We start from the raw sequence: 23,638 nt of genomic DNA, 5'->3' as shown, positions 1-23,638 counted from the left end.
TCATTCCGCGGCCTCCCGTGGTGCGTCTTGCGCCGCCGCTGTCGCCTCGCGGCGCAGTTTGCGGATCAGTTCGAGTTCGGATTGGAAATCGACGTAATGGGGCAGTTTAATATGCTCCAAGAACCCTGTCGCCTGAATGTTGTCGGCGTGATAAAGCACGAATTCCGCGTCCTGCGCCGGCGCGCCGAGGTTGTCTTCGCCCAACTCCTCCCAACGCAGGGCCCTGTCCACCAGCGCCATCGAGATCGCCTTGCGCTCGGACATGCCGAAGACCAGCCCATAGCCGCGGGTGAACTGCGGCGGCTCGGTCTTGGAGCCTGCAAATTGGTTCACCGTCTCGCATTCGGTCAGCTCGACCTCGCCGATCTCAATGGCGAAGCCCAGTTCGGGAATGTCCATTTCGACCGCGACTTTGCCGATGCGCAGTTCCGCGACGAAAGCGTGGTTGCGCGCATAGCCGCGTTGCGTGGAGTAGGCCATGCCGAGGACGAAGCCTTCGTCGCCGCGGGTCAGCGCTTGCAGGCGCAGGTCGCGGGTGGCGGGCAGTTCCAAGGGCTCGCGGGTCAGGTCGCGCGGCGGGGTCTTGCTGTCCGTGTCGCGCTGCATCAGCCCTTCGCGGTCGAGGAATTCCATGATGTGCGGCGTCTCCGCGGGCGGTTCGGCCTCGGACGCTTCGGGGGCCGGGGGCACCTCACCATCGGCGGCGAGTTTGAAATCCAGCAGCCGGTGCGTGTAGTCGAAGGTCGGCCCCAAGACCTGCCCGCCCGGCGCATCCTTGAAGGTGGCCGAGACGCGGCGGTCGCAGGCCATGCTGCCGGTGTCCATCGGACGCGAGGCCCCGAAACGCGGCAGGGTGGTGCGATAGGCGCGGATCAGAAACACCGCTTCGATCAGATCGCCCCGCGCCTGTTTGATCGCCAGCGCAGCGAGGTCAGGATCATAGAGCGAGCCTTCGGCCATCACCCGGTTCACCGCCAGCGTCATCTGTTCGCGAATTTGCGCGACGCTGAGTTCCGGCACCTTTGCGTCACCGCGCCGCTCTTCGGCAAGCCATGCGTGGGCGTTGTCGATCGCCCGCTCGCCGCCTTTTACCGCTACATACATCAGGACACCTTTGTGCTTCGGGGCAGCGCCGCCAGACGGTCGCCGCAGGTGAAAATGAAATCCAACCCACGCGGGAAGAACGCCGCGTTTTGTTGGAAGGCGGCGCGCTCGGGCAGAGACAATGCCGCGCAGTCTTTGATGCCGGGGCCGGAGAGGGTCGCGCCATCGCCGCGCAGATCATCCACCTCGACGATCAGCGTGGCAGAGCGGTCGGGGTAGGCGGCGGTCCCGAGGGGGAAGTCGCCGCGGGGCAGGTCGTCCCAGGCGCCCAAGGCGAAATGCGCCGCAGTTGCGGGGGCGAAGGGCGCGCCGGTGTGGAAGGTGATCCAGTCGCGCAATTCGGGCCGGTCGAAGCCGGGGGCAAGGTAGAGCGGCGTTTCGGGGTCGCAGAGCGTCAGCAGGACGACCCCGGCGGCGGTGGAGAGACCCGCAGGCGGTTCGGCCCCGGTCACGCTGTTGATCTCACCCGGTTTGGCCATGGCGTTCATCACGGCGCGAAAGGCAAAAGCGGCGTCTTTGGGCGCGTCGCGAAACCCACCTGTCAGCGATAGGCTCTGCATCAGTCTTCTCCTCTGACCATGGTGAAAAAGTCGACCTTGGTGGCGGCGGCCTTGGCGGCACGGCTGGCGCGGCGCTGGCCCTCGATCTCGGCCAGCGGGTCGAGCAGTTTGGCGCGGACCTCATCCGCCGCATCGCCCTGCATCAGCGCGTCGGTAAGGGCTGCTTGCAGCGCCTTGTCGCGGCTGCGGCCCTGCACATAGGCGTGGCCGTCTGCCCCATCCGTCAGCCGGACCGAACAGCGCGTGACCGACATCTCGCCCATGTTGAAGGCATCGCCCACAGCCCCCATTCGGCCCCGCAGCATGACGCCGCCGATCTCGGGCGCGCGAAGCATCTCATGAGCGGGCAGGGGGCCGAAGCCCTCCCATAGCCGGGCGAGATCGCGGGCCTCGGCCCGTGCGAGCAGGCCCATCCACGCCTGCCTGTCGCGGGTTTTTTCCTTGGTTTCAACCGTCATCTAGACACCTTGTGCATTTGTCTAATTTACTATACAACTAGACAAGTATTAGCCGCTGGCCTTCCGCTGGCGCAAGCTTGGATATGTGAAACTTCTGCGACATGGCCCGTACTGCGATCTGGAAAACCATCACCGCCGCCCTGACCCATGACATCGCCGCGGGGAAATACGCCCCCGGCGACCGGCTCCCGACCGAGGCGCAGTTGGCGGCGCGCTTTGGGGTCAACCGCCACACGGTGCGCCGCGCGATCAGCGACATGAACGAGAGCGGGCTGACCTATAGCCGCCGGGGGGCGGGGGTCTTCGTGGCGCAGCGGCCCACGGATTATCCCATCGGCAAACGGGTGCGCTTTCACCAGAACCTCGCGGCGGCGGGGCGGGTGCCAGCCAAGGAGGTTTTGACCTTGGAGACCCGCGCCGCCTCGGCCCATGAGGCCGCGCAGTTGGGGCTGGAGGGCGAGGCGCAGGTGCATGTCTATGAGGGTTTGTCGCTGGCCGATGAGCAGCCCATCGCGATCTTTCGCAGCATCTTCCCCGCCGCGCGGTTTCCCGATCTGTTGGCGGCGCTTGAGGCCAGCCGTTCCGTTACCACCGCCTTGGCGCAGGGCGGGGTGGCGGATTACACCCGCGCCTCGACCCGGCTGACGGCGAAACTTGCCACTGCCACGCAGGCGCTGCATCTGCGGCTGTCCGAAGGCGCGCCGATCCTGCGCTCGGCGGGGATCAATGTGGACCCCGAGGGCGTGCCGGTGGAATACGGGGTGACTTGGTTCGCGGGTGACCGGGTGACGCTGACGCTCAACCCCGGCGACTAACCGTATTTCTCCAAAAACGCCTCGGCGGGGAGGGTTTGAAAGTCCTTGAGCGATGCTTGCAGCCGGTCATGGGGCCAATCCCACCACGCCAATTCCTCCATCCGCGCGGCGATGCTTTCGGAAAAGCGGCGGCGCAGCGGTTTGGCCGGAATGCCGGCGACGATCATATAGGGGGCGACATCGCGGGTGACGATGGCCCCGCCCGCTACCACCGCGCCGTGGCCGATGGTTACCTCGGGCCGGACCTGCGCGCCGTGGCCCAACCATGTGTCATGGCCAATCACCGTGCGGCGGCTGCGGCGCAGGGCAAACCAGTCGGCGTCATCCTCGGCCCCGTCGAAGTAATCCCCGGCGCGGTAGTGGAAGTGGTGCAGGCTGGCCTTTTCCATCGGGTGATCGGTAGCCCCGATGCGCACGCTGGCGGCGATATTGCTGAACTTGCCGACTTGCGTGTTGGCGATGTCGCACCAGCGGTCGCAATAGGAGTAATCCCCGATCTTGGAATGGGCGAGGCGCGTGGCGCGCCCGATCTCGACATAGCGCCCGAACTGCGTGTCAGTCACTTCGCAGTCCGGGTGAAGGAAGGGCGCATCCGCTTTGAGACGCGCCATCAGTGGCCCGCCTCATTGCCCGCAATCAGCTTGCGGCGCAGCCAGCCCGAGAAGCTGTCCATCGCCACGACCATCAGAATGATCAGCACGATGTAATAGCTCACCTCTTCCCAGTCTTTCTGGGTGATGATGGCTTGGGTCAGCAAAAGGCCGATGCCGCCGCCGGTGATCGCGCCGATGATGGTGGCAGAGCGGGTGTTGGACTCCAGATAGTAAAGCACTTGGCTCAGCAGAACCGGGGTGATCTGCGGGATAACGCCAAAGCGGTAGCGCTGTACGGGAGTGGCCCCGGTAGAGGCGATGCCCTCGATCTGCTTGTCGTCCACATTCTCCAGCGCCTCGGAAAAGATTTTGCCGAAGGTGCCGGTATCTGTCAGCAGGATCGCCAGCGAGCCGGTGAGCGGGCCGGGGCCAAAGGCACGGGACAGCACGATGGTCCAGATCAGCCCGTCGACCCCGCGCAGGAAGTCAAAGAGCCGCCGCGCGGCAAAGCGCAGCGCGCCAAGCGGAGAGAAGTTCTTGGCCGCCAAAAACCCCAGCGGCAGGGCGATCATCGCCGCGCCAAAGGTGCCGAGGAAGGCCATGAGAACGGTCTCGACCAGTGCCCAAGCCACATCGCCGTGACGCCACATCTTATTGGTCCAGAAGTCCTGCCAGATCGCGCCATATTCACCGCTGCGCAGCAGCTCAAGCGGGGACATGCCGTGATAGGGGCTGTCGAGCGTGAAGAAGAACAGCTCCCACCCATTGAAATAGCGGAACACTTCGGCCCGGTTGCGGGTGATCGTCAGACGGCCTGCCTCCGTGGTCACGGCAAGACGGTTTTTCGAGGCGTTGACCCACGCGGGCAAGGGGCCATCGGGCAGGGTGGCGTTGACGCCGCTGCGCCCCGGCGTGGCGGTGATCAGCCCGTAGCCCGGCACGTCATAGCGCACCTCTGGCCCCAGTTCGACGGTATGGCCGTTGCCCAACTCGACGCGGGTCGTCTCGCCCAAGGTGACCCAATCGGGGGCGGTGCCGGGGGCATAGCGGCCCTTGCGCTCCCCTTCAATGGCGATTTCCATCTCGCCGTTGCGGTTGTCGCGGGCGACATGGGTTTTGTAGCTATAGCTGTCGGCCACCAGCGTCTTCATGTTCGACACGTTGATGCGATCGCCCAGCCCTGCCACGTCGAAGGCAAAGAAGACGTAAGTGAGATAGGCAAGGATCAGCCCCGGCGCGGCAAGGCTCGCCATGCGTTTGCGCCGGAAGCTGCGGCTGGCGACCTGCTGAGCGGGGAGGGTGGAAGCGGTAAGGTCGGTCACAGGATGGCTCCCTTGTCCTTATAGGCGCGGCCATGGGTCAGCCGATCGCGGAAATGGCTTGAGACTTGGTCGACGATGATGATGGTGCCGAAGAGCAGCAGAAAGATCGCCGCCGCCTCGTCGAATTTGCCTTGGCCCCAAGACATCGTGTTGCGCAGGTCATAGCCGATGCCGCCTGCGCCGACGAAGCCGAGGATGGCCGAGGCGCGGATATTGATCTCGAACCGCAGCAGCGCATAGGAGAGGTAGTTGGGCGCGACCTGCGGCACGACGCCAAGCACCATGCGTTGCAGCCAGCCCGCCCCGACAGAGGCAAGGCCGTCGACAGGTTTAAGAGAGGCGTTCTCGTTCACCTCGGAAAAAAGCTTGCCGAGCGCGCCCACGGTATGCAGCGCGATGGCGATCATCGCGGGCACCGGGCCGCCGCCCAGAAGGAAGATCAGCACCAGCGCGACGACGATCTCAGGCACCGCGCGCAGCACGTCCAGCAGGCGGCGCAGGGGCGCCACGAGCCACGGGGCCGGGGCAAGGCCGCGGGTGGCCAGAAGGGCAGCAAAGAAGGCCAGCAGCGCGCCGATCAGCGTGGCGGCCCCGGCGATGTTCACCGTCTCGATCAGAGAGGGGAGGTATTTTACGAAATAGCCGGGCAGCAGATGGATACGCTCCCAAGCTTCGCCCAGTACATCGGCGGGGAAGTCAAAGATATTGGGCAGCCCGTTCCAGAACCCGCCTGCGTTGCGGGCATTGGCGGTGCCGAAACCGCCGATCAGCAGAGCCAGGAAAACGACCAGCAGGATCATGTTCATGACCCGTTTTTGTCGGGTCTGGGCAAGGTAATCCGCCGTGATCTGCGGTGCGGTGGTGGTCTGGTGCATCTGTCGTCCCCCTATGACGACAGGCCCCGACAATCGTTGTCGGGACCTGCCAGATGTCTTGTAATCGCTGCGATCAGTTGGATTTCGCCTTGCGCGCTTCGACGATCGAGACATAGGCGTCATGCGCGATCGGATCGAAGCCAAGGCTCTCGCCCGCGGCCACGCCATAGGCGCAGTCGGCGTCCATCTCGTGCAGCTCATCCACCAGTGCGGTCATGGTCGTTTTGACCTCTTCGGGCAGGGCCTTGCGCAGCACGACCGGGCCTTCGGGGATCGGCTTGGAGCGCCAGATTTCCACCAGATCGTTCATGTCGACGAGGCCCGCGTCCACGGCTTTGCGCAGCGCGCCGGAGTTGTAGCCGTCTTCCCAGTTGCCCTGACCGTCGGCCCATGTCACGCCGCCGTCGACGTCACCGTTGTTGACCGCCACGATGGTCTGCTCATGGCCGCCGGTGAATTTCACTTCGCCGAAGTAATCGCCGGATTCCATCGTGGCACCAGTGGTCTGGGGGATTTCGATGGAAGGGATCAGGTAGCCGGAGGTGGAGTTCGGATCGCCAAAGCCAAAGACTTTGCCCTGCATGTCTTCGAGGCTCTCGATGCCCGCGTCTTTGCGCGCAAAGCCGATGGAGTGATAGCCGTAGGAGCCATCGAGGTTGATCTTGACCAGCACCGGCTCGACCGCTTCGGGGTCTTGCAGATGCACGGCGGCATAGGCCGAGGCACCGAGCCATGCCATGTCGAGCGTGCCGCCCAGCAGACCTTGGATCACGCCGTTATAGTCGGCAGGGGCAAAGAGTTTGGCCGGAACGCCAAGGCGCTCTTCGGTGTAGCCGCGCAGACATTCGTAGGAGTTCATCCGGTCCTGCGCGTTTTCCCCGCCGAGGATGCCGATGCGGAATTCGTCGATCTCGGCACTTTGGGCCATGGCGGTGCCTGTGAGGGCCGTGGTTGCCAAGGCGGCGGCGATGAGCTTTTTCATTGTGTCGTCTCCGTTTGCAAAAAATGCCCTTTGGGGCGGGTCGTGTCAGGCTGGCACTTTGTCCAGCGTTTCGATCTCGGTTGAGGTGGCGGCTTCGGAAAAGCTGCTGTCCGCACCGTAGATTTCGCGGGCCATGCCGGTGGTCAGCTGCTCGGGCGTGCCGTCAAAGACGATCTTGCCGTCGCGCATCCCGACCACGCGGTCGCAGTAGCGGCGCGCGGTATCCAGCGTGTGAAGGTTGGCGATGACCATGCGGCCGTCTTCCTCGTGAATGCGGCGCAGCGATTGCATCACCACCTGCGCGTTCATCGGGTCGAGGCTGGCGATGGGTTCATCCGCCAGAATGATCTGCGGGTCCTGCATTAGGGCGCGGGCGATGGCCACGCGCTGTTGCTGCCCGCCGGAAAGCGCCTCGGCCCGTTTGGGCGCGTGCTGCGCGATGCCCAGCCGGTCGAGGATTTCGATGGCGCGGGTGATGTCGGCATCGGGGTAGAGGTTGAAGATGCTGCTCAGCGTCGAGCGACGGTTGAGCGTGCCGTGCAGCACGTTCGATACCACATCCATCCGCGGGACGAGGTTGAACTGCTGAAAGATCATCGCGCATTCCGCCTGCCAGCCACGCCGGGCCGCGCCGCGCAGGGCGGTCACATCGCGCCCTTGAAACAGGATTTGTCCCGAGGAGGCATCGGTCAGCCGGTTGAGCATCCGCAGCAGGGTGGATTTCCCCGCGCCGGAGCGCCCGATGATTCCGATCATCTGCGGCTTGTCGACCTTTAGGTTGGCGCGGGCCACCGCTGTGTTCGCGCCGAATGTTTTGGTCAGTTCAGAAATGACGAGCATAAGTCCCCCGGGGTTTGCGGGGCGAGCTATCGCAGTGGTGAGTGTCACGAATGTTTAAGTTTGACGAAGCTTTTGTAACGCGTCCCTTTTTGCGGAACGGCTGCCTAAGCCTGCGCGTTTGTGCTGGTTTCATAGGCGCTTGTGCGATGCCGCCGCCGCTGCGCAGGGCGCAAAAGAGGGGGCGTGCGGGGGTCAAAGAGTCGGTGGAACGCAATAAAACAAGGGCCTGCGAAATAGAGCTTGCGGAACAAACTGCGCGGATTAATGCTTTCTCTCTTAAGGCGGTTCAGATAGGGCCGCATCTGGTCAGGCCGCGCAATTGGCGCAGCCACCGGTACGATCTCTGGCCGGATCACCGCGCGCGCAGTGTCCTCCACCCGCGCCCCCTATGGTGAGACAGGCCCCCGACAAGCATTCAAAGGAGCGCGTTCATGGACGCCCAAGTTATCGCATTTCTGATTCTGCTGCCGATCACGCTGGTTTTCGTCTACGCAGGCATCCACGAGTTTCGGCGCTACAAAAGCGAGGGCAAGGCGAACTACGGGTTGGTCTTTGACGAGGAAAGCGGCACCACCCATGTCAGCGGCATCGCCGAAGACGAAGACCCGTTCGACCCCGAAGACTTTGACCCCAACGATTACAACGACCCCGAAATCAAAACCGACACGGATGAGCGCAAATCGTGAGCGCGAAGCGTCTTTGCGCCGCGCTGCTGTTCTGGCTGGCGCTGCCCGCGAGCGCTGACACCCCCGCCGAGATCGTGATCTTGGGCGAGGTGCATGACAATCCCCATGCCCATCTCGAACAGGCCGCTGAGTTAAAGGCGCTGCGTCCTACGGCTGTGGTGTTCGAGATGCTCACCGCCGAAGAGGCGGCAAAGGCCGACGCCGATCGCAGCCAGATTGCGCAGGCTTGGGTGGCGAGCGGATGGCAGTACTTCGATATCTATGCCCCCATCTTTGACGCTTTGGGAGACGCCCGCATTATCGGTGCCGCCGCCCCGCGGGAGGCTGTGCAGCGCGTGTACCGCGAGGGGGCAGCCGCGCTCTTCGGGCCTGAGGCGGCGCGCTTCGGCCTTGACCAACCCTTGCCGGAGGATCAGCAGGCCGCGCGGGTAGAGTTGCAATTCGCCGCCCATTGCGAAGCCATGCCGCGCGAGATGATGGGCGGGATGGTCGCCGTGCAGCGCTACCGCGACGCCACCTTCGCCCGCGCCGCGCTCGACGCGCTCAAAGCCTACGGCCCGCCCGTGGCGGTGATCACCGGCAATGGCCACGCCCGCACCGACTGGGGCATTCCCGCCCTCATCGCCCAAGCCGCGCCCGAGGTCACGACCCACGCCATCGGCTTTGTAGAGGCCGAGACCGCGGTGCCTTTCGATGAGACCCGCCTCATCCGGCCCGCCGAGCGCGACGACCCCTGCAACGCCCTGATCGAGAACTAAAGGACTGGCCCATGTATCTTGCCATGAACCGTTTCACCGTCTTGCCCGAGAATGCCGCCGCTTTCGAAGCGCTTTGGTTGAACCGCGAAAGCCACCTGAAGGAGAGCGAGGGCTTCGTGTCCTTCCACATGCTCAAAGGGCCGGAGGCGGAGGGGGCGATCCTCTATGCCTCTCACACCGTTTGGGAGAGCGAGACGCATTTTCGGGCTTGGACCACCAGCGATGCCTTTCGCGCCGCCCATGCGCGGGCGGGGCAGACCCGCAAGCTGCACGAGGGTTCACCGCAGTTCGAAGGCTTCAGCGCCATTCAGAAGATCGACGCGGAATAACGCGGGAGGGCTGGGGTTTCTATACTTGACTAAAATAATCGGATTAAGTAGCCGTTAAAGGAACCCGGGCGTTTCGCCGGGGTATGAACGACTTTACGCTGAAACCGTCCAAGCCACCGCGCGTCGGGAGCCCGGATGTCAATGGAAAGGAGCCCGCCCCGTGAAGACACCCGTGACCACGCCCGAGCCAATGGCCCATGCCCGGCTACAGACCCCATCCAACAACAGCTGGCGCGACATCGCGCTTGGCAGCAACGATGCCGCCGCCTGCGACGGTTTTGGGCTGGAGCATCTCATCGATCTGCAACGCGCCCGCCAAATGGGAGAGATGGCATGAGCCTGATGCAAAAACTGCCCGATCCATCGCCCGCCGCCCAACCGGCCCAAGAGGCTGTGCATGATGCCCGCGCCTTGGTGCCCAATGGCTCGACCGCGAATATCGTCTTGGACGGCCAGACCTATACGCTGCGCATCACGCGGGCGGGCAAGTTGATCCTGACCAAATAAGCCTGCGCGCTTTCCCAAAGCGCGGCTTGCCCTGTGGGCGCGGCGTCTTTACTGACGCGCCATGCCCCGCCGTCTTTGCCCACTTTTGCCGCCGACATGCTGGCCCTGCTGAGCCTGTTCTTCGCGGCGCTGCTGGCGGCCACCCTGATCCCCGCGCAATCCGAAGCGGTGCTTTTGGGGCTGATGTGGTCGGGCGCTCATGCCACGGCGCTTCTGTGGCTGGTGGCGACGCTGGGGAATGTGCTGGGATCGCTGCTGAACTGGTGGCTGGGTCGCTACCTTAGCCATTTCGCCGATCACCGCTGGTTTCCCTTTTCGGCCAAGCAGATGGCCCGCGCCTCTGGCTGGTATCGCCGTTGGGGCTATTGGAGCCTGCTGGCCAGTTGGGTGCCGATCATCGGTGATCCGCTGACCTTGGCCGCGGGCATGTTGCGCGAACCGCTTTGGCGGTTTTTGCTGATCGTCACGCTTGCAAAGGGCGGGCGTTACCTTGTGCTGATCCTGATCGCCCGCGGGGTTTTGTGACCCTTATTGCGGGGTGATCCCTTCGAGTGGCGGCAGCGGGTTGGGCGCGGTCACAAGATGGGCGCGGCGCTTTTCGTAAAAGGCGTTGCCGCCCGCCGTCACCACATAATGCATGTTGTTGTAGTTCGCTTTGTACCACGCCGCGTGAAAGAATCTGGCGCGGGTGACTTTCGGGTGCCGCTCCCCCTGAAGCACCGCCAGTGCCGTGGCGCGGGCCAGCGGGGCGCCGCGGTCGGTCATCGGTTTCGTCATCACGCCGGGGGCGAATTGATTGGGCTGACCGACCACACCGCAGACCGTGTTGGGGAAGGCGTCGGAGTGGACGCGGTTCAGCACCACCGTGCCCACGGCCACCATCCCGTCGCGGCTGGAGCGGTTGGATTCGAAATACATCGCGCGGGCCATACACTCCACCTCATCCGCCGGGACCGCGACGACTTCGGTCTGTTTGCCACCGCAGGCGGCGAGCAGGCCAAGGCCCAAGAGCAAAGCGGCAGTGCGGATTTTCGGGGGCTGAACGCGCATGGGCGGCCTTTCTGGCTGAGGGGGCAGGTGGGACGTAATTTTCCAGCAAACGCGGGCAGAGGCAAGACCCGCGCCCGGCTCAGGCGGTATCCCTCCGGGCCGGGCGCGCGGGGGCGCTTGGGCCGGGGATTGATCTAGTGTAATGCTTGGTAAAACAGTCATGATCGCAGCAGGCCGCCCTATGAAAGTCACCTACCGGGATGTGAAAACCGACATCCTGTCAAAGATCACCAAGGGCGAGTGGCCGTTGGGCAGCCTTGTGCCCAATGAGGTCGATCTGGCCGAGACCTATGGCTGCGCCCGGGCGACGGTCAACCGCGCCATGCGCGAATTGGCCGAAGAGGGGTTCATCGAACGGCGGCGCAAGGCGGGGACGCGGGTGCGCATGGCCCCCCTGCGGCAGGCCCGTTTCGACATTCCGCTGGTCCGGGCCGAGATCGAAGAGAAGGGCGCCGACTACCGGTATTCGCGGGTCAGTCACGCGATTGAGCCTGCGCCCGACTGGCTGCGCGCCCGGCTCAAACTGGACGCGGGGAGCGAGGCGTTGCATCTGGTCTGCATGCATTACGCCGATGGCGATCCCTATCAATTTGAGGACCGTTGGATCGACCTCGCCACCCTGCCGCAGGCGCGGGAGGAGAGTTTCACCGATGTCGGGCCTAACGAATGGCTGATCTCGGCCATTCCCTTTTCGGATGTGGAGATCAGCCTCTCCGCCGGTCTGGCCGATCAGCGGCTGAGCGAATACCTCGCCTGCGGCTTGGGCGATCCGGTCTTTACGGTCGAGCGGTCCACATGGTGGGAGGGGCAGGCGGTGACCTATGTGCGGCTGTCCTACCGCCCCGGCCACCGCCTGACCACGCGCTATTAAGCTGCCGCCGCCGCGGGTGGGCGGCGGCAGCGCTTAAAGGATACCCGGCAGGTTCAGCCCGTGTTCGCGGGCGCAATCGCGCGCTTCGTCATAGCCCGCATCCGCATGGCGCATCACGCCCGTCGCCGGGTCGTTCCAGAGCACCCGTTCGATCCGGCGGTCGGCGTCCTCGGACCCGTCACAGCAGATCACCATGCCCGAGTGCTGCGAGAAGCCCATGCCGACCCCGCCGCCGTGATGCAGCGACACCCAAGTCGCCCCCGAAGCGGTGTTCAAAAGCGCGTTCAGCAACGGCCAATCCGACACAGCATCCGAGCCGTCTTTCATCGCCTCCGTCTCGCGGTTGGGCGAGGCGACGGATCCGCTGTCGAGGTGGTCGCGGCCAATCACCACCGGCGCGCTGAGTTCGCCTGTGCGGACCATCTCATTGAAGGCCAGCCCCAGCTTGTGGCGCACGCCCAAGCCCACCCAACAAATCCGTGCGGGCAGCCCTTGGAACGAGATACGCGACCGCGCCATGTCGAGCCAGTTGTGCAGATGCGTGTCCTCAGAGAGGATTTCCTTCACCTTGGCGTCGGTCTTGTAGATATCCTCAGGATCGCCCGACAGCGCCGCCCAGCGGAAGGGGCCGATGCCGCGGCAGAACAGCGGGCGGATATAGGCGGGCACGAAGCCGGGGAAGTCGAAAGCGTTCTGCAAGCCTTCCTCTAGCGCCATTTGGCGGATGTTATTGCCATAGTCGACCGTGGGGATGCCCGCGGCGTGGAAATCGACCATCGCCTGCACCTGCACCTTCATCGAGGCGCGGGCGGCTTTTTCGACCGCTTTGGGATCGCTCTCACGTTTTTCGCGCCATTCGCCCATCGTCCAGCCCTGCGGCAGGTAGCCGTTCACCGGGTCATGGGCCGAGGTCTGGTCGGTCACGATATCGGGGCGGACCCCGCGTTTCACCAGTTCGGGGAAGACATCGGCGGCATTGCCCAGGAGGGCCACGGACTTCGCTTCGCCCGCGGCGGTCCAGCGGTCGATCATCGCCAGCGCCTCATCAAGGCTGTCGGTCTTTTCATCGACGTAGCGGGTGCGCAGGCGGAAATCGATGCTGTCGGGATTGCACTCCACCGCAAGACAGCAGGCCCCGGCCATGACCGCGGCCAAGGGCTGCGCGCCGCCCATGCCGCCCAAGCCCCCGGTCAGGATCCATTTACCTTTGAGGTCGCCGCCATAGTGCTGGCGGCCTGCTTCGACGAAGGTCTCATAGGTGCCCTGCACGATGCCTTGGCTGCCGATGTAGATCCACGATCCGGCGGTCATCTGGCCGTACATCGCCAGACCCTTCTTATCGAGTTCGTTGAAATGGTCCCAATTCGCCCAATGCGGCACGAGGTTGGAGTTGGCGATCAATACGCGGGGCGCGTCCTTATGGGTTTGGAAGACGCCCACGGGCTTGCCCGATTGCACCAGCAGTGTCTGGTCTTCTTCCAAGGCGCGCAGGGAGGCGACGATCTGGTCGTAGTCTTTCCACGTCCGCGCCGCGCGCCCGATGCCACCGTAGACGACCAGCTCATGCGGGTTCTCGGCCACGTCGGGGTGCAGGTTGTTCATCAGCATCCGCAGCGGCGCTTCGGTCAGCCAGCTTTTCGCCGAAAGCTCGGTGCCGATGGCGGGATAGACGTCACGGGTGTTCTTGCGCGGATCGCTCATGCTGTGCCTTTCAGGGTAGGGGCCAGTGCGGCCAGAGTTGTCAGGATATCGGTCAGATGCACGCGCAGCCGCGCGGCCTTGTCGGGGTCATAGGGCCAAGGCGAAGCCTCGGCGCCGAGGTAGCTGCTTTGCGCCAGTTCCATCTGGATCGCGTGGACCCCTTCGGCGGGGCGGCCATAGTGGCGCGTGGTCCAGCCTCCCTTGAAGCGTCCGTTGCTGACGGACGTGTAGCCGAGTGCGGCGGCGCAGATCTTTTCAACAGCGGCTTCAATCTGGGGCGCGCAGGTGGTGCCGAGGTTCGTGCCGATGTTGAAATCGGGCAGCGGGCCGTCAAAGAGGAAGGGGATCAGCGAGCGGATCGAGTGGCAGTCATAGAGGATCGCGACCCCGTGCAGGTCGCGAACGCGGGCCAGTTCAGCCTCAAGCGCTGCGTGATAGGGCGCATGGTATGCCACGCGGCGGGCCTCAACCTCGGCTGTGTCGGGCGGGGTGGTCCAGATGTCCTGCCCGTCGAAATCCGTCAACGGCACCAGCCCGGTGGTGTTCTGCCCGGGGTAGAGCGATGCGCCAGAAGGGTCGCGGTTGGCGTCGATGACATAGCGGTGGAAGGTGGCGCGCACCGTGGTCGCGCCGGGCAGCAGCCCGTCGTAGAGCCGGTCGATATGCCAGTCGGTATCCGCCAATTCCCGCCCGCGCGGATTTAAGTCGCGCCGGATGGCCTCGGGCAGGTCAGTCCCGGTATGGGGCAAGCCGAGCACGATGGGGCTGTCGCCGCGGGTGATCTCGACGGGGGTGATCTCAGCGGGGGTCATGTGGAAAGCCCCGGCATCTCGCAGGCGGCGGCACGGGTGATCTCACCGCCCGCCACCATCCGTGCCGCGCGTTCCAGATCGGGGGCGAGGTAGCGGTCCTCCTCCAGCGTCGCGACCTCTTCGCGGACCCGCGCGACCACCCGCTGCAACGTCTCGCTGGTGGCCAGCGACGCGCGAAAGTCGATGCCCTGCGCGGCGCAGAGCAGTTCCACCCCAAGGATGCGGTTCAGGTTCTCGACCATTTGCCCCAGCCGTCGCGCGCCATGGGCGGCCATGCTGACGTGATCTTCTTGGTTGGCCGAGGTCGGCGTGCTGTCGGTGACGCAGGGATTGGCAAGATGTTTGTTCTCGCTCATCAGGGCGGCGGTGGTGACTTCGGCGATCATATAGCCGCTGTTGAGGCCGGGGGTCGGCGTCAGGAAAGGCGGCAGGTTGAAGCTGAGCACCGGGTCCACGATCAGCGCCACTCGGCGCTGCGCGATGGCGCCGATCTCGGCCAGGGCGAGGGCGATCATATCGGCGGCGAAACCCACCGGCTCGGCATGGAAATTCCCGCCCGAGACGATGAGGTCCGCCCCCGTCAGCACCAGCGGGTTATCGGTGGCGGCATTGGCTTCGACCTCCAGCGTGGCGGCGGCCATGCGCAGCACGTCCATCGCCGCCCCCGTCACCTGCGGCTGGCAGCGGATGCAATAGGGGTCTTGGACACGGGCATCATTCGCCACATGGCTTTCGCGGATTTCTGAGCCATTGAGCAGGGCGCGCATCGTCTCGCCCGCTTCGATTTGGCCCCGGTGGCCGCGTAGGGCGTGAATTTCCGGTTGCAGCGGCGCGGTCGAGCCCATGATCGCATCCGTCGACAGGGCCGAGATCACCAGCGCCGAGGTCGCGGCCTGCCATGCGTCGAACAGCCCCGCCAGCGCGAAGGCGGTGGAGAATTGCGTGCCGTTGATCAGCGCCAGCCCTTCCTTCGGGCCGAACTCCAACGGGGTGAGACCCGCAGCGGCCAGCGCCGCGCCGCCCGTCATGACGCGACCCTCGAACTCTGCCTCGCCATGGCCCATCATCACGGCGGCCATATGCGCCAAGGGGGCCAAATCGCCCGAGGCGCCGACCGACCCTTGGGCCGGGATCACCGGGGTCACGCCCCGCTCAAGCATGGCTTCGATCAGGTCCACGACCGCCAGCCGCACGCCCGAGGCACCGCGCCCGAGGCTCAGCAGTTTGAGCGCCATCAAGAGCCGCGCATGGCCGCGCGGGATCGCGGGGCCGACACCGCAGCAATGCGACAGGATCAGGTTGCGTTGCAGTGCCGCCGTATCCTCCGCCGCGATCTTGACCGAGGCGAGCTTGCCGAAACCGGTGTTCACGCCGTACACCGCATCCTCGCCCGCCACGGCCCGAGCGATGCGGGCATGGGCGTCTTCTATTGCGGGGCGGCAGGCGGGGTCGAGCCGCACCGATGCCTCTTCGCGGTAGATGCGGACCAGATCGTCCAAAGTGGCCGCGCCGGGGGTGAGGGTCAGGGTGGTCACGATTGGCCTCCGAAAATGCGGGAATGAAGCGGGTTGAAGCCGATGCGATAGGCAAGCTCAGCCGGGTGTTTAATGTCCCAAACGGCGAGGTCTGCGCGCAGGCCGGGGCGGATCATGCCGCAATCCGCCAGCCCGAGCGCGCGGGCGGCGTGCTGCGTTGCGCCGCGCAGCGCTTCTTCCGGCGTCAGGCGGAACAGGGTGCAGCCCATGTTGAGCGTCAGCAGCAGCGAGTTCAGCGGCGAGGAGCCGGGGTTGATATCCGTCGCCAGCGCCATCGGCACGCCATGGCGGCGCAGCAGGTCGATGGGCGGCGACTGGGTCTCGCGCAAGGTATAGAAGGCACCGGGCAGCAGAACGGCGACGCTGCCCGCCTCGGCCATCGCGCTCACGCCGCTCTCGTCAAGGTATTCGATATGATCCGCCGAGAGCGCGCCATAGGAGGCCGCGAGCCGCGCGCCGCCCAAGTTCGACAATTGCTCGGCATGGAGTTTCACCGGCAGGCCCAATTCCCGCGCCAGGTCAAAGACCCGTGCGATCTGGGCGGGCTGAAAGGCGATGCCCTCGCAGAACCCGTCGACCGCGTCGACCAGCCCTTCGGCATGGGCGGCGCGCAGGGCGGGGAGGCAGACATCGTCGATATAGGCATCCGCGCGGCCTGCGTATTCGGCAGGCACCGCATGGGCGCCGAGGAAGGTGGTGGAGACGCGGATCGAGCGCTGCTGGCCAATGGCGCGGGCGGTGCGCAGCATGCGCAGCTCGGTCTCGATATCCAGACCATAGCCGGATTTCACTTCGATGGCCGTGACCCCTTCGGCAATCAGCACGTCGACGCGGCGCAGGGCATCGGCCAGCAACTCTGCCTCATCGGCGGCGCGGGTGGCGGTGACGGTTGAGACGATGCCGCCCCCGGCGCGGGCGATTTCCTCATAGCTGGCCCCCTCGAGCCGCATCTCGAACTCTCGCGCGCGGTCGCCGCCGTGCACGATATGGGTGTGGCAATCGATCAGCCCGGGGGTGACGAGGCGCTGACCTAGCGATTCGGCGGGCAGGGCGCGGTAGCCTTGCGGCAGATCACCGCGCGGGCCGACCCATGCGATCTGGCCCTCGGCAATCGCGATCGCCGCATCTTCGATCAAACCATAGGGCTGTGGGCCATCCATCGTCGCCGCCGTGAGGTCGACCAAGACCCGATCCTGCGCTGTCATCCTATCGCCTCCTCCTAAGGTTTCGCTTTTCTACATCGGTTTTATTTGATATATGTCTATACATAAAAAAGCAGAGGGCCGTCAAATGATTTTCGCTACACATGCAAAACTGCCGCAGGGATGGGCGCGTGACGTTCGGATCACGGTTGCCGATGGGCGGGTGACGCAGGTTGAGACCGGGCAGGTCCCGCAGGCCGATGACACCCGTGTCGACACCCTGCTGCCCGCGCTGGCCAATCTGCACAGCCACAGCTTCCAACGCGCCATGGCCGGGATGACCGAGACGCGCTTGGCCGGGAAGGACAGTTTCTGGACATGGCGCGATTTGATGTATCGCTTCACCGCCCATCTGACGCCCGCGCATATCGAAGCCATCGCGGCCTTCGTCTTCCTAGAGATGCAAGAGGCCGGTTTCGCCAGCGTGGGAGAGTTTCACTACCTCCACCACCAACCCGATGGCACGCCCTATGACGATCTGGGGGAGCTATCGGCCCGGATCGCGGCGGCGGCAGCACAGACGGGGATCGGGCTGACCCACCTGCCGGTGCTCTATACTTACGGCGGTGCGGGGCAGCAGCCCTTGCAGGCGGGGCAGGCGCGTTTTGGCAATGAGGTGGCGCGCTTCGTCGCGCTGGTTGAGCAGGCGCAGCGGGCGGTGCGGGACCTCCCCCCCGATTGCCGCGTCGGCATCGCGCCCCATTCGCTGCGCGCCACCGCCCCGGCGGAATTGGCCGAGGTGCTGGCCGCCCATCCCGATGTGCCGGTCCATATCCACATCGCCGAACAGCCCAAAGAGGTCGCGGATGTCTCCGCTTGGCTTGGCGCACGCCCGGTCGAGTGGTTGCTGGCCAATGCCGAGGTGGCCGAGAACTGGTGCCTGATCCACGCCACCCATATGACGGAAGGTGAGACCGCTGCCATGGCCCGCAGCGGCGCGGTGGCAGGGCTTTGCCCGGTGACGGAGGCCAATTTGGGCGATGGGCCGTTCAACGGGCCGGGTTACCTCGCCGCCGGGGGGCGGTTTGGCCTTGGATCGGATTCCAACGTGTTGATTTCGCTGACCGAGGAGCTGCGCACGCTGGAATATTCCCAGCGTCTGCGGGATTTGGCACGCAATGTGATCGTGGCGGGTGAAGGTTCGGTCGGGGCGGCGCTCTACACAGGCGCGGCGCGTGGCGGGGCCCAAGCGCTTGGCCGGGGCCGGGGTGAGATCGCGGTCGGCGAGTGGGCCGATCTCGTGGCGATCGACAGCCAAGACCCGGCGCTCTGCGCGCTGCGGCCTGACCAATTGCTCGACGGTCTGGCCTTTGCCGCCAAAGACCGGGTGGTGACCGATCTGTGGTCAGCGGGCCGCCATGCGGTGACGGGCGGGCGGCACCGGCAACGGGATCGGATCGTGGCGGGTTACCGTCGCACCATGGCAGAGGTGATGGCGCTTTTGTGAAACCTTCCCTTTTCGGGAACTTTGGCGCGGCCTGCCGGGTTGGCCCGGTAACGAGGACCGCGCGAAGTGCTGCGCGGCGCAGCCCGAAGACAGCGAAAGGGAGCGGATCATGAGTCCACCAGACACGAACCTCAAAAAACAGGAAAGCCGTCACAAATGGCCCCTGATCGGCATGGCGCTTGTGGTGATCTTTGGCGTCGGGATCATCGTCTATTGGACGGGCGAGGAAGTCGCCACCGCGCCCGAGACGGAAGAAGAAGTGATCGTCGACGAGGAAAACGTCATCGAGGGCGACGATGAAGCATCGGTGCCGATCGCCCCTGATTGATCCAAACAGACAGCACCCAAACACGAAACCCGGAAGCTTCGGCTTTCGGGTTTTGTTGTTTGACCTTGGCCGCGCGGGCGGGCCATCTTGCACCGGTATCGAGGGCAGCGGGGCAGGCACATGTGGTATTTGGTAGGGGACATCGGCGGCACCAATCTGCGCCTCGCAGCGGTAGACCCCGCGGGGGCGGTGGTGGAACGCCGCACCCATCCCACCGACGGGCTGACCACTTTGCCCGATGCCTGCGCGACGCTTTGTGCCGAGATGGGCCGCCCGCCCGAAGGGGTCGCCATGGCGGTGGCCGGGGTGGTTGTCGACGGGCAGGTGCGGATGACCAATGCAGCGCGCAGTATTTCGCGGGATGATCTGGCGCGGGCCTGCGGTTTGGACCCCTCCAAGGTGCTGCTGCTCAATGATTTCGAGGCGGCGGCTTGGTCCTTGGCCACGCTGGATGCGGAGAAAGTGACCTATCTTCAGGGCGGGCCCGAACCGCAACCGGGGGCGCGGGTGATCATTGGGCCGGGGACGGGCCTTGGCGTTGGGTCTTTGGTCTGGCAGGGCGCGCGGCCCACGGCGGTGCCGGGCGAAGGCGGGCATCTGCGGCTCACCCCCCACAGCGCCGAGGAAGTGGCCTATTTCGAAGCCCTGATCGCGCTTTGGCCCGAGGTACAGATGGGTGAGGGGCTGGCGGTCGAGGCCGAGGCGATCCTGTCGGGCACCGGCATGCCCTATTGGTATCGCGCCATCGCCTCCGCGCGGGGCGAGGCGGCGCATTCGGAAGGGGCGGCGGCGATTTTCGCGGCGGCCAAGGCCGGAGAGGACACGAGCGCCTGTCGCGCAGTTGCCTTGATGGTGCAGTATCTTGGCGGGGTCGCGGGGGATCTGGGCTTGGTCATGGGCGCGCGCGGCGGGGTCTTCATCACGGGGGGCGTGGCGCAGCAGAACCCGTGGATGCTGGATGACAGCTTCCGCGCCGCCTTCAACGCAGGGGGGCGGCACAGCAAATGGCGCGCGGCGATGCCTTTGGGGCTGTGCAGCGACCCCGACTTTGGCCTGCTGGGCGCGCGCAACTGCCTGTTTGTCCAGCACGAACGCCCCCTGCCGGATTGACAGCAGGCACCGGGCCGCCATGATCGCCGCAGCAGTCGGAGTGCCCTATGCCCAACCTCAATGACCCTAAACGCCAGTTCTTGGCCGAATTGTTCGATACCGCCGTCGCCGCCGCCGATCCGCATTTGATCCTGAAAGACCGGCTGCCGCCGCCGCCCAAGGGGCGCACGGTGGTGATCGGTGCAGGCAAGGGGGCCGCGCAATTGGCGCAGGCGTTCGAGGCCATCTGGCCGCACCCCTATGATGGCGTCGTGGTCACCCGCTACGGCTATGGCGCGCCTTGTCAGCGGATCAAGGTGCTGGAGGCCGCCCATCCCGTGCCCGATCAGGCCGGGATCGAGGCTGCCCGCGCCTTGCAGGATGCGGTGCAAGGTTTGGGGCCGGAGGATCAGGTGATCGCGCTGATCTGCGGCGGCGGCTCATCGCTTTTGCCCGCTCCGCCCGAGGGGCTGACGTTGGAGGATTTGCAGGCTTTGAACGCGGCGCTTCTGGCCTCGGGCGCGCCGATTTCGGTCATGAACGACATCCGCAAGCAGTTCAGCACGGTCAACGGCGGACGTCTGGCGGAATTGGCCCATCCCGCGCGGGTGGTGAGCCTTGTCGTCTCGGATGTGCCGGGGGATGATCCGGGGGCCGTGGCCTCTGGCCCCACGGTGCCGGGGCGGCGTACTGCGGCGGCGGTGTTAGAAGAGGTGGCCGCGCGGGGGTTGGAACTGCCGGAGCGCTGCATGACGTTTCTGGAAAAGGCCGCCGCGCAACCGTTGCAGGACGCGCCGAGCACGACGCAGACCCATGTCATCGCCTCTGCGGGTCTGTCCCTCGCTGCGGCGGCCAAGGCCGCGCAGGCGCGGGGGGTGAATGCGTGGATCCTGTCGGACGCGATTGAGGGTGAGGCGCGGGAGGTGGCGCTGGTCCATGCGGCCCTCGCCCGGCAGGCGCAGGAAAGCGGTTTTCCCCATCCCGCGCCGCTGGTGCTGCTTTCGGGCGGGGAGACGACGGTCACCCTGCGCCACAAGGGGCGCGGCGGGCGGAATAGTGAGTTTGCGCTGTCCCTCGCGCTGGCGCTCGAAGGGCAGGAGGGGATCACGGCCTTGGCCGCCGATACCGATGGTATCGACGGGTCAGAGGATAACGCGGGCGCCTTCGTCGAGGCGGGCACGGCGGCTGCGATGCGCGCGGCGGGGGTGGATCCGCGCGGCGCTTTGCAGCGCAACGATGCTTTCGGGGCCTTCGAGGCGATAGATGCACTGTTTCACACTGGCCCCACCGGGACCAATGTGAATGATTTTCGCGCTCTTCTGATCGGCGATCTGCCGTAGCGTCCGCTCGCCTCAGGGCCGATTTAGGACCGGTCGAAGACGATCACATTGCGCCGCGCGGCCCCGGTCTTGGTGTCGGCAATCGCCTCGTTGATCTGATCCAGCCGCCAGCGGCCAGAGATCAGGCTGTCGAGTTGCAGGCGGCCCTGAAGATAGAGGTCGACCATCCACGGAATGTCGCGCTGGATCACCACATCGCCCATTTTGGAGCCGACCATGCCTTGCCCTAGGGCGGCGAGGACCACTGGTTCATAGCTGGCCTCGGCCCCGCTGTGGGGCATGCCGACCATGATCACCCGGCCTCCGGCGGCAAGGTAGCGCGGCGCGGTTTCATAGGCGGGGATCGCGCCCACGGTGACGATCACGGCATCCGCCCCGCGCCCCATGGCCTTGAAGGCCGCGCGCCACGGTTTCGCCTCGGTCGCGAGCACGGTGTCGGTCGCGCCGAATTCGCGGGCAATGGCGAGTTTGTCTTCGATCATGTCGACCGCCACGATCCGCCGCGCGCCTGCGATGCGCGCCCCTTGGATGGCGTTGAGGCCGACCCCGCCCGCGCCGATCACCACCACGTCTTGTCCCGCCCGCAGGCCCGCCGCATTGACCACGGCGCCGACGCCGGTGATCACGCCGCAGGCGATCAGGCAGGCGGCGTCTTTGGGGATGTCATGCGAAATTTTCACGACCTGCGACCGGTCGACGACGACCTTCTCGGCGAAACCGCCGGTGTTCATCGCTTGAACGAGCGGTGTGCCCTCTGCCGTTTGCAGCGGCCCTTCGGGCGCTTGCGGGGTTTCGCAGATCGTCGGCTGGCCCGAGGCGCAGTTGGGGCAGCTGCCACAGGCGCGGATCAGGGTGACCACCACGCTGTCGCCTTCGGCCAGACCCTGCACATTCGGCCCCACCGCGCTGACCCGGCCTGCGGCCTCATGCCCATAGACGGCGGGCAGAGTACCGCCCCAGCCGCCTTCGGCAAACAGAATGTCGGAATGGCAGATCGCCACGGCATCCAAGGTCACTTCAACCTCGCCCGATTGCGGTGCCTTGATGCGGATGTCTTCGACGCTCAGCGGTGTGTCAAAGGCATGGCAGACGGCGGCTTTGATGGTTTGCAATGGCCTGTCCCTTTCTTTCAATTTTCGCCAGCCTGACGCGGATGGGCCGGTGGCGCAAGACGGGGAATGGGCCTACTGCGGCGAAGTTTCACCTTGTGACGTGGGGGTAGGGCGGCTGGCAAAGATCGCCAAGCCGCCAAGGGTCAGCAAGAGCGCCAGCAGGAAGGGCGCGCCGGGCAGGTAGAGCGCAGCTTCCGGCGCGGTGAAATAGGCGAAGACTGCGGTCATCGTCAGCGGCGAGATGATCATCGCCAGCGCGGTGGAGGAACTGAGCGCGCCATGCAGCTCCCCTTGCGCATCGGCGCTGACGCGGGCCGACATGATGCCTTGAAGCGCGGGCGGGATCACCCCGGCCAGCGCGGCGAGCGGGGTCATGATCAGCGCCCAAGTGCCCGAGGTCAGCACGGTCAGCGCGGCAAAGGCGGCAAGGGCAAAAACATGGCCCAAGATCACCGTGGCGCGGGCGCCCAAGCGGCGGATCACGGGGCCGATCAAGGCGCCTTGGACAAGCGCCATCAACACGCCGAAAAGGCCCAGTGACAGGCCGATCATCGTCGGCGACCAGCCAAAACGCTCGACCCCGAAATAGGCCCAGACCGCCGGATAGGCGGCAAAGCCCACATGGTAGATGAAATAGACCGCAAGCAGCCTGCCAACCTCGGGCAGGCGGCCAAGGGCGCGCAGCGCGCCCAGCGGATTGGCCCGCCGCCAGTCGAAGGCGCGGCGTTGCGTCGGGGGCAGGGTTTCGCGCAGCACGGCCCAGCCAAGCGCCGCATTGCCCGCCGCCAGCAGCGCTGCCGCCCAAAAGGGCGCACGGGTGCCATATTCGCCCAAGACGCCGCCCATCAGCGGCCCCAGAACAAAGCCCGCGCCAAAGGCCGCGCCGATCAGCCCGAAACGCGCCGCACGGTCCTGCGCCGGAGAGATATCGGCCATATAGGCTGAGGCCGTGGCATGGGTCGCCGCCGTGATGCCCCCTACGAGCCGCCCGATCAGCAGCAGCCAGATGCTGCCCGCCAGTGCCATCACGCCATAGTCCACCGTCATCACGATCAGCGCCAGCAGCAGGACCGGGCGGCGGCCAAAACGGTCGGAGAGCCCGCCCAGAACCGGGCCGAAGAGGAATTGCATCGCCGCAAAGCCCGTGGCCAGCACGCCGCCCCAAAGGGCCGCATCGCTCAGCCCGCCGCCGCGAACTTCGCGGATCAGGTCGGGCATGACGGGCAGGATCAGGCCGACGCCCATAGCATCGATCATCACCGTCACAAGGATAAAGATCAGTGGCAGCGGCATTCGGTCAGATGTGGTCCGCGTAGGGGCCA

27 protein-coding genes are annotated in these 23,638 nt (G+C 65.6%); 12 read left to right on the top strand and 15 right to left on the bottom strand.

What is annotated here, in order from left to right; all coding sequences use genetic code 11:
* Genes J7392_RS09840 through phnG form a run of 3 tightly spaced genes read right to left on the bottom strand, consistent with a single transcriptional unit; the run spans nt 1 to nt 2,122 of the window.
* On the bottom strand, nt 1–1,104 hold the full coding sequence (locus J7392_RS09840) for a carbon-phosphorus lyase complex subunit PhnI (RefSeq protein WP_209217392.1): 1,104 nt from the start codon (nt 1,102–1,104) through the stop codon (nt 1–3).
* Entirely contained in the window at nt 1,104–1,664 is a 561-nt protein-coding gene (gene phnH / locus J7392_RS09835) for a phosphonate C-P lyase system protein PhnH (protein WP_209217391.1), read from the bottom strand. The genes J7392_RS09840 and phnH overlap by 1 nt, the downstream gene beginning before the upstream one ends.
* Nucleotides 1,664–2,122, bottom strand: a complete 459-nt coding sequence (gene phnG / locus J7392_RS09830; RefSeq protein WP_209217390.1) for a phosphonate C-P lyase system protein PhnG — start codon at nt 2,120–2,122, stop codon at nt 1,664–1,666. Before phnG ends, phnH begins: the two co-directional genes overlap by 1 nt.
* 101 nt (nt 2,123–2,223) lie before the next feature.
* Here phnG and phnF point away from each other — a divergent pair, with 101 nt between their 5' ends.
* Complete coding sequence (phnF, locus tag J7392_RS09825; protein WP_209217389.1) at nt 2,224–2,937, top strand: phosphonate metabolism transcriptional regulator PhnF; 714 nt, start codon at nt 2,224–2,226, stop codon at nt 2,935–2,937.
* On the opposite strand, the gene J7392_RS09820 is transcribed toward phnF, so the two are convergent.
* From J7392_RS09820 to phnC, 5 genes are all read right to left on the bottom strand, one after another.
* Nucleotides 2,934–3,548: a chloramphenicol acetyltransferase gene (locus J7392_RS09820; protein ID WP_209217388.1), complete on the bottom strand. Its 615-nt coding sequence runs from the start codon at nt 3,546–3,548 to the stop codon at nt 2,934–2,936. The two genes, phnF and J7392_RS09820, sit on opposite strands and share 4 nt — an antisense overlap.
* Nucleotides 3,548–4,783: a phosphonate ABC transporter, permease protein PhnE gene (gene phnE / locus J7392_RS09815; RefSeq protein WP_247744545.1), complete on the bottom strand. Its 1,236-nt coding sequence runs from the start codon at nt 4,781–4,783 to the stop codon at nt 3,548–3,550. Before phnE (J7392_RS09815) ends, J7392_RS09820 begins: the two co-directional genes overlap by 1 nt.
* A gap of 65 nt (nt 4,784–4,848) precedes the next feature.
* Nucleotides 4,849–5,727 (bottom strand): phosphonate ABC transporter, permease protein PhnE, encoded by an 879-nt coding sequence (phnE, locus tag J7392_RS09810; RefSeq protein WP_209217386.1) that lies wholly within the window; start codon nt 5,725–5,727, stop codon nt 4,849–4,851.
* Nucleotides 5,728–5,800: 73 nt separating this feature from the next.
* On the bottom strand, nt 5,801–6,709 hold the full coding sequence (gene phnD / locus J7392_RS09805; RefSeq protein ID WP_209217385.1) for a phosphonate ABC transporter substrate-binding protein: 909 nt from the start codon (nt 6,707–6,709) through the stop codon (nt 5,801–5,803).
* Nucleotides 6,710–6,754: 45 nt separating this feature from the next.
* Nucleotides 6,755–7,549: a phosphonate ABC transporter ATP-binding protein gene (gene phnC, locus J7392_RS09800; RefSeq protein WP_209217384.1), complete on the bottom strand. Its 795-nt coding sequence runs from the start codon at nt 7,547–7,549 to the stop codon at nt 6,755–6,757.
* Between the two features lie 431 nt (nt 7,550–7,980).
* On the opposite strand from phnC, the gene J7392_RS09795 reads away from it, so the two are divergent.
* The 6 genes from J7392_RS09795 (at nt 7,981) to J7392_RS09770 (ending at nt 10,354) form a co-directional block, all read left to right on the top strand.
* Nucleotides 7,981–8,235, top strand: coding sequence for a hypothetical protein (locus J7392_RS09795; RefSeq protein WP_209217383.1), 255 nt, complete (start codon nt 7,981–7,983; stop codon nt 8,233–8,235).
* Nucleotides 8,232–8,993, top strand: a complete 762-nt coding sequence (locus J7392_RS09790) for a ChaN family lipoprotein (RefSeq protein ID WP_209217382.1) — start codon at nt 8,232–8,234, stop codon at nt 8,991–8,993. The genes J7392_RS09795 and J7392_RS09790 overlap by 4 nt, the downstream gene beginning before the upstream one ends.
* A gap of 11 nt (nt 8,994–9,004) precedes the next feature.
* Nucleotides 9,005–9,322, top strand: a complete 318-nt coding sequence (locus J7392_RS09785; protein ID WP_209217381.1) for an antibiotic biosynthesis monooxygenase — start codon at nt 9,005–9,007, stop codon at nt 9,320–9,322.
* A 160-nt stretch (nt 9,323–9,482) separates the two neighbouring features.
* Nucleotides 9,483–9,659 (top strand): hypothetical protein, encoded by a 177-nt coding sequence (locus tag J7392_RS09780; RefSeq protein ID WP_209217380.1) that lies wholly within the window; start codon nt 9,483–9,485, stop codon nt 9,657–9,659.
* Between the two features lie 5 nt (nt 9,660–9,664).
* Nucleotides 9,665–9,829, top strand: coding sequence for a hemin uptake protein HemP (locus J7392_RS09775; protein WP_082851946.1), 165 nt, complete (start codon nt 9,665–9,667; stop codon nt 9,827–9,829).
* Between the two features lie 96 nt (nt 9,830–9,925).
* On the top strand, nt 9,926–10,354 hold the full coding sequence (locus J7392_RS09770) for a YqaA family protein (RefSeq protein ID WP_209217596.1): 429 nt from the start codon (nt 9,926–9,928) through the stop codon (nt 10,352–10,354).
* A gap of 3 nt (nt 10,355–10,357) precedes the next feature.
* Here the strand turns inward: J7392_RS09770 and J7392_RS09765 are convergent, their stop codons facing one another.
* A complete protein-coding gene (locus tag J7392_RS09765) occupies nt 10,358–10,879 on the bottom strand; it encodes a cell wall hydrolase (protein ID WP_209217379.1) in 522 nt (173 codons plus the stop codon).
* Between the two features lie 181 nt (nt 10,880–11,060).
* On the opposite strand from J7392_RS09765, the gene J7392_RS09760 reads away from it, so the two are divergent.
* Nucleotides 11,061–11,750 carry a UTRA domain-containing protein gene (locus J7392_RS09760; protein WP_209217378.1) on the top strand — a complete coding sequence of 230 codons (690 nt, stop codon included), beginning with the start codon at nt 11,061–11,063 and terminating at the stop codon, nt 11,748–11,750.
* Between the two features lie 33 nt (nt 11,751–11,783).
* On the opposite strand, the gene hutU is transcribed toward J7392_RS09760, so the two are convergent.
* From hutU to hutI, 4 genes are read right to left on the bottom strand one after another with little or no spacing between them, the layout of a single operon-like run.
* Nucleotides 11,784–13,451, bottom strand: coding sequence for a urocanate hydratase (gene hutU, locus J7392_RS09755; RefSeq protein WP_209217377.1), 1,668 nt, complete (start codon nt 13,449–13,451; stop codon nt 11,784–11,786).
* On the bottom strand, nt 13,448–14,248 hold the full coding sequence (hutG, locus tag J7392_RS09750; RefSeq protein WP_209217595.1) for an N-formylglutamate deformylase: 801 nt from the start codon (nt 14,246–14,248) through the stop codon (nt 13,448–13,450). The genes hutU and hutG overlap by 4 nt, the downstream gene beginning before the upstream one ends.
* An 11-nt stretch (nt 14,249–14,259) precedes the next feature.
* Entirely contained in the window at nt 14,260–15,798 is a 1,539-nt protein-coding gene (gene hutH / locus J7392_RS09745) for a histidine ammonia-lyase (protein WP_209217376.1), read from the bottom strand.
* Nucleotides 15,795–17,003, bottom strand: coding sequence for an imidazolonepropionase (gene hutI / locus J7392_RS09740; RefSeq protein ID WP_209217375.1), 1,209 nt, complete (start codon nt 17,001–17,003; stop codon nt 15,795–15,797). The genes hutH and hutI overlap by 4 nt, the downstream gene beginning before the upstream one ends.
* Before the next feature lie 85 nt (nt 17,004–17,088).
* Between hutI and J7392_RS09735 the strand changes: the two genes are divergently transcribed.
* The 4 genes from J7392_RS09735 (at nt 17,089) to J7392_RS09720 (ending at nt 21,204) form a co-directional block, all read left to right on the top strand.
* Complete coding sequence (locus J7392_RS09735; protein WP_209217374.1) at nt 17,089–18,447, top strand: formimidoylglutamate deiminase; 1,359 nt, start codon at nt 17,089–17,091, stop codon at nt 18,445–18,447.
* A gap of 109 nt (nt 18,448–18,556) precedes the next feature.
* Entirely contained in the window at nt 18,557–18,775 is a 219-nt protein-coding gene (locus tag J7392_RS09730; protein WP_209217373.1) for a hypothetical protein, read from the top strand.
* 120 nt (nt 18,776–18,895) lie between these two features.
* The gene (locus J7392_RS09725; protein WP_209217372.1) at nt 18,896–19,885 is read left to right on the top strand and encodes an ROK family protein; all 990 of its coding nucleotides are present in this window, start codon (nt 18,896–18,898) and stop codon (nt 19,883–19,885) included.
* 47 nt (nt 19,886–19,932) lie between these two features.
* Entirely contained in the window at nt 19,933–21,204 is a 1,272-nt protein-coding gene (locus tag J7392_RS09720) for a glycerate kinase (protein ID WP_209217371.1), read from the top strand.
* 23 nt (nt 21,205–21,227) lie between these two features.
* On the opposite strand, the gene J7392_RS09715 is transcribed toward J7392_RS09720, so the two are convergent.
* Nucleotides 21,228–22,316 (bottom strand): Zn-dependent alcohol dehydrogenase, encoded by a 1,089-nt coding sequence (locus tag J7392_RS09715; protein WP_209217370.1) that lies wholly within the window; start codon nt 22,314–22,316, stop codon nt 21,228–21,230.
* Nucleotides 22,317–22,388: 72 nt separating this feature from the next.
* Nucleotides 22,389–23,609: a TCR/Tet family MFS transporter gene (locus J7392_RS09710; RefSeq protein WP_209217369.1), complete on the bottom strand. Its 1,221-nt coding sequence runs from the start codon at nt 23,607–23,609 to the stop codon at nt 22,389–22,391.
* Nucleotides 23,610–23,638 lie beyond the last annotated feature (29 nt).

Origin of the sequence: Sulfitobacter sp. R18_1 (assembly GCF_017743915.1) — a bacterium.
GTDB lineage: Bacteria > Pseudomonadota > Alphaproteobacteria > Rhodobacterales > Rhodobacteraceae > Sulfitobacter > Sulfitobacter faviae.
This window is presented reverse-complemented; position numbering and strand designations above follow the sequence as displayed.